The sequence below is a fragment of the Geodermatophilus sp. SYSU D01186 genome (assembly GCF_054050215.1).
Genome location: NZ_JBJGYW010000059.1, coordinates 1 through 17,511 on the forward strand (window position 1 = coordinate 1; position 17,511 = coordinate 17,511).

The window sequence follows — 17,511 nt, forward strand, 5'->3', positions numbered from 1 at the left end:
GAGTGTGGGGACGCAGGAGACCTGCGTCCCCACACTCCGCTGCGGCTCAGACGCCGGCCATCGGGGCGCGCGGACGCAGGTAGACCGTCCAGGTCACGGCCAGGCAGGCGACGTAGAAGGCGATGAACACCAGGTAGGCCGAGTCGCCGGTGCCGGTGGTGAGGAACGACTGGCGGAAGGCCAGGTTCACCAGCACACCGCCGAAGGCGCCCACCGCGCCGGCGATGCCGATGAGCGCACCGGACATGCGCAGCGCGTGCCGGTCGGCGGCCGCGGAGTCGACGCCGGCGGCGACCTGCTGCTGGGCCTGGGTGCGGAAGATCGCCGGGATCATCTTGTAGGTAGACCCGTTGCCGATGCCGCTGAGCACGAACAGCGCCACGAAGCCGACGACGAACAGCGGCAGCGACCCCAGCCGGCTCGCCGTCCACACGGTCGCGGCACCGGCCGCCATGGCCACGAAGTTCCAGAAGGTGATGCGCGCGCCGCCGAAGCGGTCGGCCAGCGAGCCGCCGAGCGGCCGGATCAGCGAGCCGAGCAGCGGGCCCAGCCAGGTCAGGGACGCCGCGGCCAGCGGGGTGGCGAAGGAGCCGGCGAACTGGTTCTGCAGCACCTGGCCGAAGGCGAACCCGAAGCCGATGAACGAGCCGAAGGTGCCGATGTAGAGGAACGCCATGATCCAGGTGTGCTGCTCGCGGGTCGCCTCCCGCATGGCTCGCGGCTGGTTGCGCGCCGTCGTCAGGTTGTCCATGACCAGCGCGGCGCCCACGGCGGCGGCGACGACCAGCGGGACGTAGACCAGCAGGACCAGCCGCGGGTGCTGCACGCCCGCCGTCGCCAGCACGAGCAGCCCGACCAGCTGGATCACCGGGACGCCGAGGTTGCCGCCGCCGGCGTTGAGGCCCAGCGCCCAGCCCTTGAGCCGGTCGGGGTAGAAGGCGTTGATGTTGGCCATCGAGCTGGCGAAGTTGCCGCCGCCGACGCCGGCCAGGCAGCTGACGACCAGCAGCGTGGTGTAGGAGACGCCGGGCTCGAGGACGACGGCGGTGGCGATGGTCGGGATGAGCAGCAGCGAGGCGCTGACGATCGTCCAGTTCCGGCCGCCGAACGTGGCGACGGCGAAGGTGTAGGGCAGCCGGACGAAGGCCCCCAGCGCCGTGGGCAGGGTGGTGAGCAGGAACTTCCCGGCCGGGTCGATGCCGTAGACGGCCTCCGGGAGGAACAGGACGAGCACCGACCACAGGCTCCAGATCGAGAAGCCCACGTGCTCGGAGAACACGGAGAAGAACAGGTTGCGGCGGGCGACCCGCTTGCCGGTGGACTCCCAGAAGGCGGGGTCCTCGGGGCGCCAGTCGTCGATCCAGCGCCCGGACGACCGGGGCGGGGCGGCGACCGGCGCGGTCGCCGGCGGGGCGGGAGGTGGCGTCGTGGAGGCGGGGGCGGCCATGACACCGAACGGTGGCGGCCCGGCGTTCCTCCTCCGTTGCCGCCGGGATGAACCCGTGTTCCGTTGTGCTCACCGTCGCTGACCCGCTGTGGTGAGCCCGGGACGGCAGCGGGTGCACGGGCGGCCCCGGACCGGCGAAGATCACCGGGTGACCGCCACCGAGGACTCCCCCGCCACCGGCCGTGCGCTGCTCGAGGCCGGCGCCGTGGTCGCGGGCTCGATGAGCCGGGCCGCCGCCGCCCTCGTGTTCCCCGGCGCCGGGCCGGCCCCGGCCGTGCGGCTGGACGAGCGGCTGGCCGGCTGCCTGCGGACGGCGGCGGCGGAGGCCACCGCGCTGCCGCAGCCCCGCGAGCGGGCGCGGGCCGGGGCGGTCCTGGCGTTCGCCGTGGAGCACGCGGCGTCCCTGGCCCGCACCGGCCGCCCGGTCCGGGACGACGGGTTCTTCACCCCCCGCTCCGGCGGGCGCTCGGCCGCCGACGAGGTGACCGAGGCCGTCGTCGCCGCCGCCCGCGCGTCGGTGGAGGAGCGTCGGGTCCGCCACCTGGGCTACCTGCTGGCCGAGGTGGCCGCCTCCCCCGACCTCGACCCCGCCCTGGTGGACCGCGCGCTGCGGGCAGCGGCCGGCCTGTCGTGGCGGCAGCTGGCGGTGCTGGCCGGCGTGGGCCGCCGGGAGCGCGCGCCGCTGCCCATGACCCCGCTGCCCGACGAGCCCCGCGCGTGGACCGCGTGGGGCGCCCGGGAGGACGTCGCCGACCTGCAGCGCGCCGGCCTGCTCGACCCGCCGCCGGCCCAGCCGCGCCCCGGCGGCGCGGCCCTCCCCCGGCTGCGGCCGGCCGACCTGCGGCTCACCCGCCGCGGCGTGCTGGTGCACCGGCTGCTGGCGCTGGGCTTCGTGCGGGACGACGACGTGGCCGCGGCGCTCGCGGAGCTCCAGCCGGCCTGACCGCCCGGACTCGTTGTCGGCGCCCCCGGCCGGGTGCCAGCATGGTCGGCGTGCCCGGCTCCGCAGCCGACCGGCTGGCCCGGCTGGCCGACGGCTACCTGGTGACCCAGCTGCTGCACGTCGCGGTCGCCCTGGGCGTCCCGCAGGCACTGGCCGGCGGACCGCGCGACGCCGGGGACCTCGCCCGCGAGCTGGGCGCCGACCCGGCCGCCCTGCACCGGGTGCTGCGCGGACTGGCCGCCGAGGAGGTGCTCGGCGAGCTCCCCGACGGCCGGTTCGCCCTCGGGGAGACCGGGGAGCTCCTGCAGGACGGCGTCCCGGGGTCGCTGCGCGGCGCCGTGACCGCGCGCGCCGAGCTCTACTACCGGGCGGCCGCCGGGTTGCTCGAGGCCGTCCGCACCGGCGGCACGCCCTTCGACGTCGTCCACGGCCGGCCGTTCTTCGACCACCTCGCCGCGGCCCCGGACCGGCTCGCCGCCTTCCGCGCGTCGATGGCCGACCGCTCCGCCCGCGAGGCCGGCGCGGTGGTCGACGCCTACGACACCACCCGCTTCAGCTCGGTGGTCGACGTCGGCGGCGGCAGCGGGACGCTGCTGCGCGCGGTCCGTGCGCAGGCGCCGTCGGCGGACGTCGTGCTGTTCGACCAGCCCGGCGTCGTGGCCGGCTCGGACCTGCCGGCGGTCGGCGGCGACTTCTTCGAGGTGGTGCCCGGCGGCGCCGACGCCTACCTGCTGTCCCGGGTGCTGCACGACTGGGACGACGAGGACGCCGTCCGCGTGCTGCGGACCTGCCGGGCGGCCATGCGACCGGACTCCGTCCTGCTCGTGGTCGAGGCCGTCCTCCCCGAGCGGGCCGTCGACGACCCGGCCGCGGTGCGGATGGACCTGCACATGCTCGTCCTGCTGCACGGCCGGGAGCGGACCGCCGCCGAGTACGCCGCCCTGCTGGAGGAGGCCGGCCTCCGCCTGGTCACCGACGTCCCCACCGCGGCGGGCGTCCACGTGCTGGAGGCCCGTCCCGCGGCGTGACCGGTTACCGCGCTCCCGGCCGGCGGCGCGCCACGAGCACGGTGTCCGGCGCCGGGTTGCCCGACCGCGCGATGGCCGCCGGGTCGCGGTCCCGGGCCTCCGCGACGACGTCCCGCCACTGCGCGCGGTCGAGCACCGCCGCGACGTCCTGCGCGGTGTACAGCAGGTCGGGATCGTGGTGGTGCGGGTCGCCGGCGCCCTCGCCGAGCAGGTGGCCGACGACGAGCAGCGTCCCGCCCGGCGCGACCGCCCCGGCGAGCCGCGCGAACAGCGCCGGGCGGTCGGGTCCGTGCGAGTGCAGGTAGTGCGCCGTGACCAGGTCGAATCCACCCGCCGGCGGCGTCCAGTCGTCCAGGTCCGCCTGCAGCCACGTGATGCGGTCGTCGAGCCCGCGGGCGCGCGCGTGGGCGGCGGCGCGCTCCAGCGCGACGACGGAGAAGTCCACCGCGGTCACGCGCCAGCCCCGCTCCGCGAGCCACAGGGCATCGGCGCCCTCACCGCACCCGGCGTCCAGAGCGGTGCCGGGCGGCAGCACGCTGCCCTCGACGACGAGCTGCCGGTTCGGGCGGCCGCTCCACAGCGCCGGGGCCGACCGGTAGAGCTCGTCGTAGGTCCCGCGGTCGACCGCCCTCATGCCGCCACGCCCCGGTGCGCCGCGACGGCCGCGCGGGCGTCCTCGGCCACGAGGTCCGCGTTGATCATGGCGCCGGCCCGCATCCCGGCGGCGGCGGAGACCACCACCTGCGCGCTGAGGTCGGACACGTTGCCCGCGACCCACACGCCCGGCACGGCGGTCGCTCCGGTGGGATCGGCCGGCACGACGCTGCCGATGACGGAGCCGCTCATCTCCTGGTCGACCGCCGGGACACCCAGCGACTCCAGCACGCCGGCGCGCGCGGTGAAGCGCGGCGCCACCACCAGGGCCGACCGCGCGACCACCTCGCCGGTGGCGAGCCGGACGCCGGTGAGCCGGTCGTCGGTCACCTCGACCCCGGTCACCTCCGTGTCGACCACCCGGACGCCCAGGGCGGCCAACTGCTCGGCCTGCTCGGGTGCGAGCCCGGGCCCGGTGTGCCGGAAGAAGACCACGTCCGCGCTGAGCTGCCGGAACAGCAGCGCCTGGTGCACCGCGTTCGGACCGGTGGCGAGGATGCCGATCGCCTGGTCGCGCACCTCCCAGCCGTGGCAGAACGGGCAGTGCAGCACGTCGCGCCCCCACCGCTGCGCCAGCCCCGGCAGGTCGGGCAACTCGTCGACCAGGCCGGTGGTGACCAGCAGCCGACGTGCCGACACCTCGCGGTCGCCGTCGAGGGTCACGCGGAACGACCCCTCGTCCTCACGCCGCGCGGCGGTGACCACCCCGCGGACGACCTCCCCTCCGTAACCGACCAGTTCGGCCCGCCCGTCGGCGAGCAGGTCGGCGGGGCGGGCGCCCTCCCGGCCCAGGTAGTTGTGCACGCCGGAGGCCGGCGCGTTCCGCGGCTGCCCCGCATCGACCACCAGGACCGTGCGCCGCGACCGCGCCAGGGCCACCGCCCCGCTCAGCCCCGCGGCGCCACCACCGATCACCACGACGTCGTATCTGCTCATGACGCCACCGTCCCCCCTACGCATCCGTCTCGGCAAGTACGGTTGCCGCTATGGCAAAGACGGACGAGCCTGCGGTCGACGACGTCCTGGAGTCGGTGGGCCCGCGGCTGCGCGCGCTGCGGACCGAACGCGACCTGACGCTGGCGGCGGTGTCCGCCACGACCGGGGTGTCGATCAGCACGCTGTCCCGGTTGGAGTCCGGGCAGCGCCGGCCGACGCTGGAACTGCTGCTCCCCCTGGCCCGGGCCTACCAGGTGGCGCTGGACGACCTGGTGGACGCGCCCCCCACGGGCGACCCGCGTGTGCAGCAGAGCCCGTTCGAGCACGAGGGCGTGACGATGGTGCCGCTGACCCGCCAGAGCGGGGGGCTGCAGGCCTACAAGCAGACGTTCCCCCCGCGCTCGCGCACCGGTGACATGGAACAGAAGACGCACGAGGGCTTCGAGTGGCTCTACGTGCTCTCCGGCCGCCTGCGGCTGCTGCTCGGCGCGCGCGACTTCGTGCTCTCCGCCGGCGAGGTGGTCGAGTTCGACACCCGGGTGCCCCACGCCTTCGGCAACCCGTTCCCGGAACCGGCCGAGGTGCTCAGCCTGTTCGGACCGCAGGGCGAGCGCATGCACGTCCGCGCGCGCCCCCGGCGGTGACCTGCCGGTGTCGATCATGGGGTTGTCGTCGCCGACACCGGCGGACACACCGCAGCGGGCGGCAACGACCCCATGATCACGAGCGGGGCGGGTGGAGCGGGTCGAGCCGCTCCCGGCCCGGACGTCAGACCTCGACCACCAGGTCGCCGTCGACGTCGCGCACCGGGTGGACGCGGATCGGCGCGGCCCCGGAGGTGGAGGCGCCGTCGGACCACCGGTAGGCGTACAGGTGCAGCGGGCAGACGAGCACGTCGACGTCGGTCTGCCCGTCGGCCAGCGGCCCGCCGGCGTGCGGGCAGGCCGCCTGGGTGGCGTGCAGCGAGCCGTCGCGCAGCCGGAAGACCGCGACCTGCACGCCACCGGCGACGAACGCCCGCCCCTCGCCCAGGGGGACGTCGGACACCCGCCCCACGGTGTGCGGCACCCCGCGGGACGGCGCGGCCGGACCGGGGGTCGTGACCTGCGTCGCCGGGCTGCCGGTGTCCGTGCCGGGCGTGGTGGGCCGGGCGGCCTCGAGGTGCGGCGCGCTCATCGGACCGGCACCTTCGGCAGCGGGACCAGCGGGAGGGCGGGGCGGAACTGGCCGGGGGTGGCCGGCTCGCCGCCGTCCTGCCCCCACGGGTCGCGGTAGGCGTCGACCGAGCGCTGCATGGCGGCGTCGAGGTCGGCGACGATGCCCTCGCTGTCCTCCAGCAGCACCGCCTTGATCCGGTCCAGGCCGATGCGCGGCACGAAGTCGTAGGTGCGCTCGAGCCAGTTGGCGTTCTCGCGGTAGTACTGCATGAACCGCCCGGCCAGCTCGATCACGGCAGACGGTGAGTCGACGGTGGCCAGCAGGTCGCCCTTGCGGACGGTGGCCCCGGCGGCGCCCCCCACGTACACCTCCCACTTCCCGTTGCCGATCGCCACGACGCCGACGTCCTTCACGTAGGCCTCGGCGCAGTTGCGAGGGCAGCCGACCACGGCGAGCTTCATCTTCGCCGGGCTCTCGATGCCCTGGAACCGCGTCTCCAGGTCGATGCCGAGCTGGGTGGAGTCGCCGAGCCCGAACCGGCAGAAGTCGCTGCCCACGCAGGTCTTCACGGTGCGCATGCTCTTGCCGTAGGCGTAGCCCGACGGCATGCCGAGGTCGGCCCACATGGCCGGCAGGTCCTCCTTGCGCACGCCGAGCAGGTCGATCCGCTGCCCGCCGGTCACCTTGACCATCGGCACCTCGTACTTCTCGGCGACGTCGGCGATGCGGCGCAGCTGGGCCGGGGTGGTCACCCCGCCCTTCATCTGCGGGACGACGGAGAAGGTGCCGTCGCGCTGGATGTTGGCGTGGACGCGGTCGTTGATGAACTCGCCGTCCTTCTCGGGGACGAAGTCGACGCCCCAGAGCATCTTGAGCAGCGAGGTGAGGCCCATCTTGGACCTGGCGTCCTCCTTGCCCCCGGGGGCGAGCGCGGCGAAGACGGCCGAGACGCTGCGCAGGTCCTGCTCCCGGACGGCGGCGACGAGGTCCGGCTTGGTCATGGGGATGCCGGGCACGTACCAGGACGCCGACGGGTCCTCGGTGAGGTCGCCGTCGGCGGCCCACTCGACGATCTGCTCCACCAGCGACTTGCAGGAGCCGCAGCCCTTGCCGGCGCGGGTGCGGTCCATGACGCCGCCGAGGGCGGTGCAGCCGTCGGCGACGACGTCGCAGATCGCCTGCTTGGTGACGCCGTTGCAGTTGCACACCTGCGACTCGCCGGGCATCTCGGCGACGCCGACCTCCTCGGCGCCGTCGGAGAGGTCGACCAGCAGCCGGATCCGCTCCTCGGGCAGCGGGGCGCCGCGGTCGAAGGCCTGGGTGAGGAAGGCGACCTTGCGGGTGTCGCCGAGCAGGGTGGCACCGATGAGCTGGTCGTCCCGGATCACCACCGACAGGTGCACGCCCCGCTTGGGCTCGGAGATGACCAGGAACTCGTCGTCGTCCCGCTCCGGGGTGTTGATCCCCATGCTGGCGACGTCGACCCCGGCCACCTTGAGCTTGGTCGCCGTCCGGCTGCCGTGGTACTCCGCGTCGGGGTCGGTGCCGGTCAGGACGTCGGCGAGCACCCTGGCGTGCTCCCACGCCGGGGCGACCAGGCCGTAGACCTCCCCGCGGTGCTGCGCGCACTCACCGATCGCGTAGACGTCGGGCTCCTCGGTGCGCAGCTGGTCGTCGACGACGACCGCCCGCTGCACCTCCAGGCCGGAGCGGACGGCGAGGTCGGTGTTGGGCCGGACGCCGGCGGCGACGACGAGCAGGTCGCAGTCGATGCGGCGGCCGTCCTCCAGCAGCACGCCCTCCACGTGCCCGTCACCGAGGACCTCGGTGGCCAGGACGTCGAGGTGCACGGTGATGCCGAGGGACGCCACGCTCCGCTCGAGGACGGCCCCGGCCTCACGGGAGAGCTGGGCGTTCATCAGCCACGGCGCGGCGTGCACGAGCTCGACGTCCAGCCCGTGGCCCTGCAGTGCCCGCGCCGCCTCCAGCCCGAGCAGCCCACCGCCCATGACCACGGCCCGCCGGCAGCGGCCGGTCGCCTCGAGCATCGCGCGGGTCTCGTCGATGGTGCGGAAGCCGTACACGCCGGGCAGCAGGCCGCCGTCGGCGGTGCGCACGCCGGCCATCGGCGGGATGAACGAGCTGCTGCCGGTGGCGAGCACCAGGTGGTCGTAGGCGGTGACCGACCCGTCGGAGCCGTGCACGGCCTTGGCGGCGACGTCGATCCGCTCGACCCGGACGCCGGCGCGCAGGGTGACCCCGTTGTCGGCGTACCAGTCGTGGCTGTTGAGGACGATGTCGTCCTCGTGCGACTCCCCGGCCAGCACCGGCGAGAGCATGATCCGGTTGTAGTTGCCGTGCGGCTCGTCACCGAAGACGGTGATCCGGAACTGCTCCCCGCCGCCGCGCTCGAGGACCTCCTCCACGAACCGGGCGCCGGCCATGCCGTTGCCCACGACGACCAGCGAGGCACGCTCGTCGAACTCGTCGACGTCGAACCGGAACGAGGTCAGGCCTTCCGGACGGCCTCCCAGCACCGCAGTCATCAGACCTCCACCAGCCCGAGGTCGACGACCAGCTCACCGGTGACGCCGATCGGCGCGGCTGCGTGCAGCTCGACCAGGGTGCCGCCGGGGAGGTCCTCGACCACCCGCAGCGGCACGTGCACGTCGCCCTTGGCGCCGATCGGGAACCAGCGCATCGGCACCCCGTCGCGCACGAGCAGCACGTAGACCAGCTCGCCGGTGCTGTTGCCGCCGCGGAAGTACAGCGCCTGCGCGCTGGCGCCGTTCGGCACGGTGTAGCGCAGCGCGGGGGCGACCGGGCCCGGCTTGTCCAGGCCCTCCCCGGTGATCGGGTAGACGCCTTGCAGGAAGCGTGGGGTGCTCTTCACGCGGGGGGTCCTCCTCCGGGACGGGGTCCGTGGCTCGGGGGTCGAGGGCGACTGGTGGGGGCGGGGCTCGGGCTGGGTGGCGGCGTCGGGGGCCGGCAGCCGCTCGCCGGGGCGGTCGACCCGGGTCACGGCGACCGCGCAGACCTTGAAGGCGGGCATCCGGCTCACCGGGTCCAGCGCCGGGTCGGTGAGCGCGTTGGCCGCCGAGGCGCCGCCCCAGTGGAAGGGCGCGAAGACGACGTCGGGCCGGATGTCCTCGGTCAGGTGCGCCGAGAACCGGGCCCGGCCCCGGCGGGTGGCCAGCTCGACGACGTCGTCCGGGCCGACGCCGAGGCGGCGGGCCAGGTCGGGGTGCAGCTCGGCGCGCGGCAGGGGCGCGATCAGCTGGAGGCTGCGGGAGCGCCGGGTCTGGGTGCCCGACTGGTACTGGGCCAGCACCCGGCCGGTGGTGAGGACGTACGGGTACTCGGCGTCGGGCCGCTCGGCGGCCTCGACGTGCTCGACGCGCAGGAACCGGGCGCGGCCGTCGGGGGTGGCGAAGCGCTCGGTGAACAGCCGCGGCGTGCCGGGGTGCCCGGGTGCGGGGCAGGGCCAGAACACGCCCTGCTCGTCGTCGATGCGCCGGTAGCTGATGCCGGAGTAGTCGGCCGCTCCCCCGGCGCTCGCGCGGCCGAGCTCGGCGAAGACCGTCTCGGGATCGGCGCTGAACCTCTCGCCCACCCCGAGCCGGGCGGCCAGCTCCGCCAGCAGCTGCAGGTCGTCGCGGACCCCGTCGGGCGGGTCGAGGGCGCGCCGGCGGCGGATGACCCGGCCCTCGACGTTGGTCATCGTCCCGTCCTCCTCGGCCCACATGGCGCTGGGCAGGACCACGTCGGCCAGCTCGGCGGTCTCGGAGAGGAAGAAGTCGCTGACGGCGAGGAAGTCCAGGTCGCCCAGCCGGCTCATCACCCGGCGGGCGTCCGGCGCGGAGACCGCGACGTTGGAGGCGAGCACCAGCAGCGTGCGGACGCCGCCGTCGGTGCCGAGCGCGTCGAGCAGCTCGAACGCGCTGCGGCCGGGCCCGGGCAGGTCGTCGGGGTCGACGCCCCACACCGCGGCCACGTGCCGGCGCGCCGCCGGGTCGGAGATGCTGCGGTAGCCGGGCAGCTGGTCGGCCTTCTGGCCGTGCTCGCGGCCGCCCTGCCCGTTGCCCTGGCCGGTGACCGTGGCCCAGCCACTGCCCTCCCGGCCGGGGAGCCCCAGGGCCAGCGCCAGGTTGATCCAGGCCTGGGTGGTGTCGGTGCCGCTGCGGTGCTGCTCGGCCCCGCGGGCGGTCAGGACGATCGCGCGCTCCGCCCGGGCCAGCGCGAAGACGGTGCGCCGCTGGTCGGCGACCGGCACGCCGGTCAGCCGCTCCACCCGGTCGGGCCAGTAGCCGGCGGCGCCGGCCCGGACGTCGTCGAAGCCGGTGGTGCGCGCGGCGATGTACTCCTCGTCGGCCAGTCCCTCGGCGAGCGCGATGTGCAGCAGGCCGTTGGCCAGCGCGAGGTCGGTGCCGGGCAACGGCTGCAGGTGCAGGGCGGCGTTGCGGGCGGTCGCCGTCCGCCGGGGGTCGACGACGACGTGCTGTGCCCCGCGGGCCCGGCCCTCGTCGAAGTACTGCATCGCCGGGGGCATGGTGTCGGCGGGGTTGGAGCCGACCAGGACGACGACGTCGGCGGCGGCGATGTCGCTCAGGGGGAACGGCATGCCGCGGTCGAGGCCGAACGCGCGGTTGGCCGCGCCCGCCGCAGAGGACATGCAGAACCGGCCGTTGTAGTCGATGGCGGAGGTGCGCAGCGCGACCCGCGCGAACTTGCCGAACTGGTAGGCCTGCTCGTTGGTCAGCCCGCCGCCGCCGAAGCACCCCACCGCGTCGCGGCCGTGCACCGCCTGGGTTCGCTCGATCGCGGCCACGACCCGGCCCAGCGCCTCGTCCCACGTCGACTCGACCAGGGGGCTGGTGCGGTCGCCGGGAACGGCCCGGACCAGCGGGCGGGTCAGGCGCTCCGGGTGGTCGAGCAGCTCGGTCGCCGACCAACCCTTGGAGCACAGCCCACCCCGGTTGGTCGGGAAGTCGGCCGGCTGGAGGGTGGCCGGCCGGTCGCCGGCGGTCATGGTGATGCCGCACTGCAGCGAGCAGTACGGGCAGTGGGTGGCGGTGGTGCGGGTGCGCGGGCCGACCCCGGCGAGGGCTCCGGGGAGGGCGGTGGCGGTCACGGCACCGAGAGTCGTGGGCGCCGGTTTCCCGACCGCGGCATCGGCGTCAAGCCTGCGTTCCGGGCGCCTCACCGCCGTCCCGGGACGGTTGTGCGGTGAGACCTTCCCGTCGCTCCGCGGTGTGACCTAGGTTACGAGGCCCCGACGCCGGGCCTGTCCGAGGCCGCCGGCGTCACTGTCAGCAAACCCGCAGGAGGAAACCCGTGCCGCTGCACTCACAGACCGCCGGACTGCTCGCCGCGATGGAGGCGCAGGGCGCCCCCGACTTCGCCGAGCTGTCGGTGTCACAGGCCCGCGAGGTGGCGGCCACGTTCAAGGGCCTGCAGGGCCCGCTGGTCCAGGTGGCCTCGGTCCGCGACCGCACGGTCCCCGGGCCGGCCGGCGCGCTGCCGATCCGCATCTACACCCCGAACGGCAGCCCCCGCGGCGTGCTCGTGTACTTCCACGGCGGCGGCTGGGTGATCGGCAACATCGAGATCGCCGACGCACCGTGCCGTGCGCTGGCCGACGCCGCCGGCTGCGTCGTGGTGTCCGCCCAGTACCGGCTGGCGCCCGAGTCGGCCTACCCCGCCGCCCCCGAGGACTGCTACGCGGTCACCCAGTGGGTGGCCGAGCACCAGGCCGAGCTCGTCGCCGAACCGGCGGGGATCGTGGTGGCCGGCGACAGCGCGGGCGGGAACCTGGCCGCGGCCGTCGCCCTCATGGCGCGCGACCGGGGCGGCCCGGAGATCGCCTTCCAGGCGCTGATCTACCCGGCGACCGACCTCAACACCTTCGAGACCGAGTCCTACGCGCAGAACGCCGAGGGCTACCTGCTGACGGCCAACTCCATGCGCTGGTTCCGCGACCACTACTTCGTCGACGAGGCCCAGGCCAAGGAGCCCTACGCCTCCCCCGCGCTGGCCGACGACCACTCCGGGCTGCCGCCGGCGTTCATCGCGGTCGCCGAGTTCGACCCGCTGCGCGACGACGGCACCCGCTACGCCAAGCTGCTGGAGGAGGCCGGCGTCCCGGCCACGCTCAAGCGCTACGACGGGCAGATCCACGGCATCTTCTGGCTGTGCGAGGCCTGCAGTGAGGGCTTCCAGCCGCTGCTGGCCGACCTGTCGAAGGCCGTGCGGGAAGCCCTGAAGTGAGCCCGGGCCCCGCCGGCCGCGCCTGCGTGCCCGGCCGGCGGGGCGCCCGGCCCCGGGTGGTGGGATGGGCGGGTGAGTGAGCCGACCGTCCGGATCGGGGCCCCGTCGGTGCGGCCCGCCGAGCAGCGCGACGTCCCCCGGATCGCCGCCACGCTGACCGTGGCGCTGGCCGACTCCCGCTGGACCCGCTGGGCGCTGCCGGAGGACGGCCGCGTGCAGCGGCTCACCCGGCTGCACGAGCTGGACGCCGGGCACCGCTCGGTGGCCACCGGCACCGGCTGGGTCACCGAGGACGTCTCCGCGGTCGCGACCTGGGAGGCCCCGCCCGGCGCCCCCGGCACCGCACCGCTGCCGGCCGACGTCTCCGCCGCGCTGGCCCGCGAGCTGCCGTACCTGGCCGGCCCGCACGCCGGCCGCGTGGCCCGCACCCGGGAGCTGGTGGACGCCGCCCGCCCGGCGCAGCCGCACTGGTGGTTGACCCACCTGGGCACCCGGCCCAGCAGCCGCCGCCGGGGCATGGCCACCGCCCTGCTGCGCCCGGTGCTCGACCGCTGCGACGGCGAGGGCGTGCTCGCTGCGGCGGCGGTCTACACCTGGGCCGCCGCCCGCTTCCTCCGCGGCTCGGGCTTCGAGGTCGACCAGGCCCTGCACACCGCGGACGACGAGCTGCCGCTGTGGCTGCTGGTCCGGCAGCCCGGCTGAGTGTCGATCCGGGGCTCCCTCGTTCGTACAGGGGGTGAGCGGCCGGCGAGGGGCCGGCCGCGGACCCGAGGAGGACGACGATGGCGCAGTACCTGCTGACGATCTACCAGCCCGACGGCGAGGTGCCCCCGCCGGAGTTCCTGGAGCCGGTGATGCGCGAGCTCGCGGTGCTCAACGAGGAGATGCGTGACGCCGGCGTGTGGGTCTTCGCCGCCGGCCTGCACCCGCCGGAGACCGCGACCGTGCTGCGGCGCGAGGGCGACGAGGTGCTGATGACCGACGGCCCGTACGTCGAGGCCAAGGAGCACGTCGGCGGCTTCACCGTGATCGACGTCCCGGACCTCGACGCCGCCCTCGAGTGGGGCCGCCGGCTGGCCCGCGTCCTCGTGTCGCTGCCGATCGAGGTGCGCCCGTTCGCCGACGGCGGCCGCTGACCGCGTCGTGACCGACCCGGCCACCGCGCAGGTCGAGCGGGTGTTCCGCGAGTCCGCCGGCCGCGCGGTCGCCGTCCTGACCCGCCTCCTCGGCGACATCGACGCCGCCGAGGAGGCGGTGCAGGACGCCTTCGCCACCGCGATCGCGCGCTGGCCGGCCGAGGGGGTACCGCCGAGCCCGGCCGGCTGGATCCTCACCACCGCCCGGAACCGGGCCGTCGACCGGCTGCGCCGCGAGTCCACCCGGGACGCCCGGCACCGCGCCGCGGCCCTGCTGCACGACCCCGGCCCCCCGCCCGAGGAGGGCGCCGTGCGCGACGACCGGCTGCGCCTGCTCTTCACCTGCTGCCACCCCGCCCTGGCCCCCGCCGCGCGGGTCGCCCTGACGCTGCGGCTGGTCGGCGGGCTGACCACGGCCGAGATCGCGCACGCCTTCCTGGTGCCCGAGGCGACGATGGCCCAGCGGCTGGTGCGGGCCAAGGGGAAGATCCGGGCCGCGCGGATCCCCTACCGGGTGCCGGCCGAGGCCGACCTCCCCGACCGGCTGCGCGGCGTCCTCGCCGTGGTCGCGCTGATCGCCACCGAGGGCCACACGGCGACCTCCGGGGACCACCTGGCCCGTCCCGACCTGGCCGCCGAGGCGATCCGGCTGGCCCGCGAGCTGGCCGAGCTGGTGCCTGACGAGCCCGAGGTGCTGGGGCTGCTGGCGCTGGTGCTGCTGGTGGAGTCCCGGCGCGCCGCCCGGGTGTCGCCGGACGGCGGCCTCGTGCCGCTGCCGGAGCAGGACCGCCGGCTCTGGGACGCCGCGCTGGTCGCCGAGGGCCAGGCGCTGGTGCGGCGCTGCCTGCGGCGCAACGCCCCCGGCCCGTACCAGCTGCAGGCGGCGATCCAGGCGGTGCACAGCGCCGCGCCCACCGCCGCGGACACCGACTGGCGGCAGGTGCTGGCCCTGTACGACCAACTGGCGGCCCTGGCGCCGGGCCCGGTGGTCGCGCTCAACCGGGCGGTGGCGCTGGCCGAGGTCGAGGGGCCGGCCGCCGCCCTGGCCGAGGTGGAGGCGCTCGACCTGCCGCACCACCTGCTGCCCGCCGTCCGCGCCGACCTGCTCCGGCGGCTGGGCCGCACCGCCGAGGCGGCCGCGGCCTACACCGAGGCGATCGCGCGGACCGGCAACGCCGCCGAGCGGGCGTTCCTGGAGCGGCGCCGCGCGATGAGTTCGGAGCGGGACGCCGGTCCAACCCGCGAGATCCCCGACCCGAGGAGCACCGCACCGTGACCACACCGTTCCCCCAGCCGCTCGACGTCACCTTCACCGCGCCGATCGAGAAGGACGGGGCGTTCCCGACCTACCTGACCGTGCCGGGGTCGCCGGAGCTGCTGGGAACGCGCCGCGCGGTCAAGGTCGCCGGCACCACCGACGGCCACCCCTTCGCCGCCACGCTGATGCCGTCGGGCAGCGGGCCGCACTGGCTGCCGCTGCGGGCGGCCATCTGCCGGGCCATCGGCAAGGACGCCGCCGGAGAGCAGGTGACCGTGCACCTCCAGCAGCGGTTCAGCTGACGTCCGGGCGCCCTAGTCCCAGGATCGGCGCTGCTTCTTGAGCTCACCGCGCTGCTTCTTGGCCTGGATCCGCCGCTCCTGAGAGCCCCGCGTGGGCCTGGTCCGCCGCCGGGCCGGCGGTGGCGGGGCGAGCGCGGCGCGGAGGACGGCGGCCAGCCGCTCACGGGCGGCCTGCCGGTTGCGCAACTGCTGGCGGTGCTCGCTGGCGGCCACGGTCAGGACGCCGTCCACCAGGCGGGTGCCGAGCCGCGCGGCCAGCCGCTGCCGCTGGGCGTCGCTCAACCCGGGCAGCTCGAGCGGGGCCACCGACAGCTCGACCCGCGAGTCGGCGGTGTTGACCCCCTGGCCGCCGGGCCCCGACGAGCGGGAGAAGCGCCAGCCGAGGGCGGCCGCGGGCACGACGAGGGAACCGGTGACGGGCAGGTCACCGGAGGCGTCGTCGACCGCGGGCACATCACCAGTCTGGCGGAACCCACCGCCCGCCGAGGCCGCACGGGGTCCTCCGGGTGCCACGCTGCGCGCCGTGACCGACGCATCGGGGACGACCGCGCCGCCCGGACCGGGACCGGTGGGCGGCGTCGCGGCCGTGCTGACCGTGGCGGCCGCCGTCGTGGGTGCCCTCCCGTGGCCGTCCCCCGAACGGACCCGCTCGGGCTGGCAGGTCGCCGACGTCCCGCCGTCCCTGTGGGGGCTGGTGGTGGGGGCGGCCCTGCTGTGCCTGGTGGCGGCCGGGCTCCTGGTCCGGCCCCGATCGCTGCCGGGGCGCCTCGCCCCTGTCACCTTCTGGCTGGTCTGCCTGGCGTCGGTGTTCGCCCTCGGGTGGGACGCGCTGTACGCGGCCGCCCTGTCCGACGGTACCTCCGGCGCGGTCATCCCGGTCTTCCACTGGCTGTTCACCTCCGTGCCCGCGTTCGTCGTCGGGCTGGCGGTGCGGGACGCCGGTCCCCGGACGCAGCTGCGGGCGACCCTGGGCACCGCGGTGGTGACCCTGCCGCTGTTCACCCTCGGCTGGGCGCTGCTGGCCCCGCCGTGGGCGTCGGACACGGCCCGGGACGCGCTCCTGACCACCGCCGTCCTGGGCGTCGTCCCGCTGTCCCTCGCGGTCGCGCTGACCCGGGCCGGCGTCCGCCGTCCCTGACCCGGTCCCTCAGGCGGCAGCCGGCACCGGGTCGGCGCCGCCGCGCACGCCGGGCCGGCAGCGCAGCAGCCGGCGCAGCGTGAGCCACGTACCGCGGCCGGCGCCGTGCTGCTCCAGCGCCTCGACGGCGTAGGCCGAGCAGGTGGGCTCGAACCGGCAGGACGGCGGCCGCCTCGGGCTGACCTCGCGCTGGTAGACGCGGACGGCGGCGACCAGGCGGTCCCTGACGCGGGTGCCGCGCCGGCCGGTGCCGGCCGCGTGCACGTGCCGCACGGTGGTCGGCACCAGGAACAACCCGTCGACGCCACAGCCGATGGCGTTGGCCAGGCAGCAGCCGGTGTTGAGGAACAGCAGGTCGCGCAGGCAGGAGTCGTTGCCGCCGCGGTACCCGCGCCCGTAGCCGGGCGGCGGGCCGTACCCGCGGCGGTGGCCACGCCCGTACCCGGGGCCGTAGCCCGGGCCCATGCCCCGGTACCCGCCCCGCGGGCGCCGTCGCGGACCCCAGCCGCTGCTCCAGATGAACACCATGGCCTGCCAGTACCGCGGGAGGATCGGGACCATGCCTCCGCTCTCCCTCGCCGCGGCGCTGGCCGACGGTCCGGTGGTGCTCGACGGCGGGCTGGCCACGCGGCTGGAGTCCCAGGGCGCCGACCTGTCCTCGGCGCTGTGGTCCGCGCGGCTGCTGCGCGACGACCCCGGTGCGGTCGTGGCCGCGCACGCCGCGTTCGCCGCGGCCGGTGCGCAGGTGGCGACCACGGCCACCTACCAGGCCTCGGTACAGGGCTTCGCCGCGGCGGGCGTGCCGGCCGCGGAGGCGCGGGCGCTGATGGCGCGGTCGGTGCAGCTGGCCCGTCGTGGTGCGCCGGGAGCATGGGTCGCGGGGTCGGTGGGCCCGTACGGGGCGGTGCTGGCCGACGGGTCGGAGTACACCGGCGCCTACTGCGACTCGATGACCGTCGCGGACCTGCGGGCGTTCCACCGGCCGCGGATGGCGCTGCTGGCCGAGGCGGGCGCCGACGTCCTGGCCTGCGAGACGGTGCCCGCGGCCGCGGAGGCCGAGGCGCTGGTGGCCGAGGCCGACGCGCTCGGCGTCCCGATGTGGCTCTCGCTCACCACGGTGGTCGACGGCGGCGGCGTCGTCCGCACCCGCCGCGGCGAGCGGGCCGAGGCGGTGTTCGCCCTCGCCGCGGGTGTCGGCGCGGTGGGGGGGGGGGGGGGGCAAAGCACCCCCCCCACCCCCCGCC

The 17,511-nt window shown here is 76.0% G+C and carries 18 protein-coding genes; 10 read left to right on the forward strand and 8 right to left on the reverse strand.

The features are described from left to right. Window positions 1-46: 46 nt before the first annotated feature. On the reverse strand, window positions 47-1,447 hold the full coding sequence (locus tag ACI784_RS24420) for a nitrate/nitrite transporter (RefSeq protein ID WP_456925064.1): 1,401 nt from the start codon (window positions 1,445-1,447) through the stop codon (window positions 47-49). Window positions 1,448-1,595: 148 nt separating this feature from the next. On the opposite strand from ACI784_RS24420, the gene ACI784_RS24425 reads away from it, so the two are divergent. Together ACI784_RS24425 and ACI784_RS24430 are read left to right on the forward strand one after the other, a co-directional pair. Next, entirely contained in the window at window positions 1,596-2,390 is a 795-nt protein-coding gene (locus ACI784_RS24425) for a hypothetical protein (protein WP_457015238.1), read from the forward strand. 50 nt (window positions 2,391-2,440) lie between these two features. Further along, window positions 2,441-3,418 carry a methyltransferase gene (locus ACI784_RS24430; RefSeq protein ID WP_456925066.1) on the forward strand — a complete coding sequence of 326 codons (978 nt, stop codon included), beginning with the start codon at window positions 2,441-2,443 and terminating at the stop codon, window positions 3,416-3,418. Window positions 3,419-3,422: 4 nt separating this feature from the next. Here ACI784_RS24430 and ACI784_RS24435 read toward each other — a convergent pair whose 3' ends face one another. Next, window positions 3,423-4,052, reverse strand: a complete 630-nt coding sequence (locus ACI784_RS24435; protein ID WP_457015239.1) for a class I SAM-dependent methyltransferase — start codon at window positions 4,050-4,052, stop codon at window positions 3,423-3,425. Further along, entirely contained in the window at window positions 4,049-5,008 is a 960-nt protein-coding gene (locus tag ACI784_RS24440) for an NAD(P)/FAD-dependent oxidoreductase (protein ID WP_457015240.1), read from the reverse strand. Before ACI784_RS24440 ends, ACI784_RS24435 begins: the two co-directional genes overlap by 4 nt. Before the next feature lie 50 nt (window positions 5,009-5,058). Here ACI784_RS24440 and ACI784_RS24445 point away from each other — a divergent pair, with 50 nt between their 5' ends. Next, the gene (locus ACI784_RS24445) at window positions 5,059-5,652 is read left to right on the forward strand and encodes a helix-turn-helix domain-containing protein (protein ID WP_457015241.1); all 594 of its coding nucleotides are present in this window, start codon (window positions 5,059-5,061) and stop codon (window positions 5,650-5,652) included. Window positions 5,653-5,776: 124 nt separating this feature from the next. Here the strand turns inward: ACI784_RS24445 and ACI784_RS24450 are convergent, their stop codons facing one another. The 3 genes from ACI784_RS24450 to ACI784_RS24460 are packed head-to-tail and all read right to left on the reverse strand — an operon-like array spanning window position 5,777 to window position 11,297. Next, window positions 5,777-6,184 carry a Rieske (2Fe-2S) protein gene (locus ACI784_RS24450; RefSeq protein ID WP_456925070.1) on the reverse strand — a complete coding sequence of 136 codons (408 nt, stop codon included), beginning with the start codon at window positions 6,182-6,184 and terminating at the stop codon, window positions 5,777-5,779. Next, window positions 6,181-8,712: a nitrite reductase large subunit NirB gene (nirB, locus tag ACI784_RS24455; protein WP_457015242.1), complete on the reverse strand. Its 2,532-nt coding sequence runs from the start codon at window positions 8,710-8,712 to the stop codon at window positions 6,181-6,183. The genes ACI784_RS24450 and nirB overlap by 4 nt, the downstream gene beginning before the upstream one ends. Beyond that, the gene (locus ACI784_RS24460; protein WP_457015243.1) at window positions 8,712-11,297 is read right to left on the reverse strand and encodes a molybdopterin oxidoreductase family protein; all 2,586 of its coding nucleotides are present in this window, start codon (window positions 11,295-11,297) and stop codon (window positions 8,712-8,714) included. The genes nirB and ACI784_RS24460 overlap by 1 nt, the downstream gene beginning before the upstream one ends. A 203-nt stretch (window positions 11,298-11,500) precedes the next feature. Here ACI784_RS24460 and ACI784_RS24465 point away from each other — a divergent pair, with 203 nt between their 5' ends. The 5 genes from ACI784_RS24465 (at window position 11,501) to ACI784_RS24485 (ending at window position 15,129) form a co-directional block, all read left to right on the forward strand. After that, window positions 11,501-12,433: an alpha/beta hydrolase gene (locus ACI784_RS24465; protein WP_456925073.1), complete on the forward strand. Its 933-nt coding sequence runs from the start codon at window positions 11,501-11,503 to the stop codon at window positions 12,431-12,433. A gap of 72 nt (window positions 12,434-12,505) precedes the next feature. Continuing rightward, window positions 12,506-13,135, forward strand: a complete 630-nt coding sequence (locus tag ACI784_RS24470; RefSeq protein ID WP_456925074.1) for a GNAT family N-acetyltransferase — start codon at window positions 12,506-12,508, stop codon at window positions 13,133-13,135. 80 nt (window positions 13,136-13,215) lie between these two features. Then, window positions 13,216-13,569: a YciI family protein gene (locus ACI784_RS24475; protein ID WP_457015244.1), complete on the forward strand. Its 354-nt coding sequence runs from the start codon at window positions 13,216-13,218 to the stop codon at window positions 13,567-13,569. 7 nt (window positions 13,570-13,576) lie between these two features. Next, window positions 13,577-14,845, forward strand: a complete 1,269-nt coding sequence (locus tag ACI784_RS24480) for an RNA polymerase sigma factor (protein ID WP_457015245.1) — start codon at window positions 13,577-13,579, stop codon at window positions 14,843-14,845. Continuing rightward, a complete protein-coding gene (locus tag ACI784_RS24485; RefSeq protein ID WP_456925077.1) occupies window positions 14,842-15,129 on the forward strand; it encodes a DUF1905 domain-containing protein in 288 nt (95 codons plus the stop codon). The genes ACI784_RS24480 and ACI784_RS24485 overlap by 4 nt, the downstream gene beginning before the upstream one ends. Before the next feature lie 12 nt (window positions 15,130-15,141). Here the strand turns inward: ACI784_RS24485 and arfB are convergent, their stop codons facing one another. Then, window positions 15,142-15,582, reverse strand: coding sequence for an alternative ribosome rescue aminoacyl-tRNA hydrolase ArfB (gene arfB / locus ACI784_RS24490; RefSeq protein ID WP_457015246.1), 441 nt, complete (start codon window positions 15,580-15,582; stop codon window positions 15,142-15,144). Window positions 15,583-15,652: 70 nt separating this feature from the next. Between arfB and ACI784_RS24495 the strand changes: the two genes are divergently transcribed. Further along, on the forward strand, window positions 15,653-16,267 hold the full coding sequence (locus tag ACI784_RS24495) for a hypothetical protein (protein ID WP_457015247.1): 615 nt from the start codon (window positions 15,653-15,655) through the stop codon (window positions 16,265-16,267). Window positions 16,268-16,276: 9 nt separating this feature from the next. Here ACI784_RS24495 and yidD read toward each other — a convergent pair whose 3' ends face one another. After that, window positions 16,277-16,828, reverse strand: a complete 552-nt coding sequence (gene yidD / locus ACI784_RS24500) for a membrane protein insertion efficiency factor YidD (protein WP_457015248.1) — start codon at window positions 16,826-16,828, stop codon at window positions 16,277-16,279. On the opposite strand from yidD, the gene mmuM reads away from it, so the two are divergent. Then, on the forward strand, window positions 16,827-17,511 hold a 685-nt coding region (mmuM, locus tag ACI784_RS24505), incomplete at its 3' end, for a homocysteine S-methyltransferase (protein WP_457015249.1). The two genes, yidD and mmuM, sit on opposite strands and share 2 nt — an antisense overlap.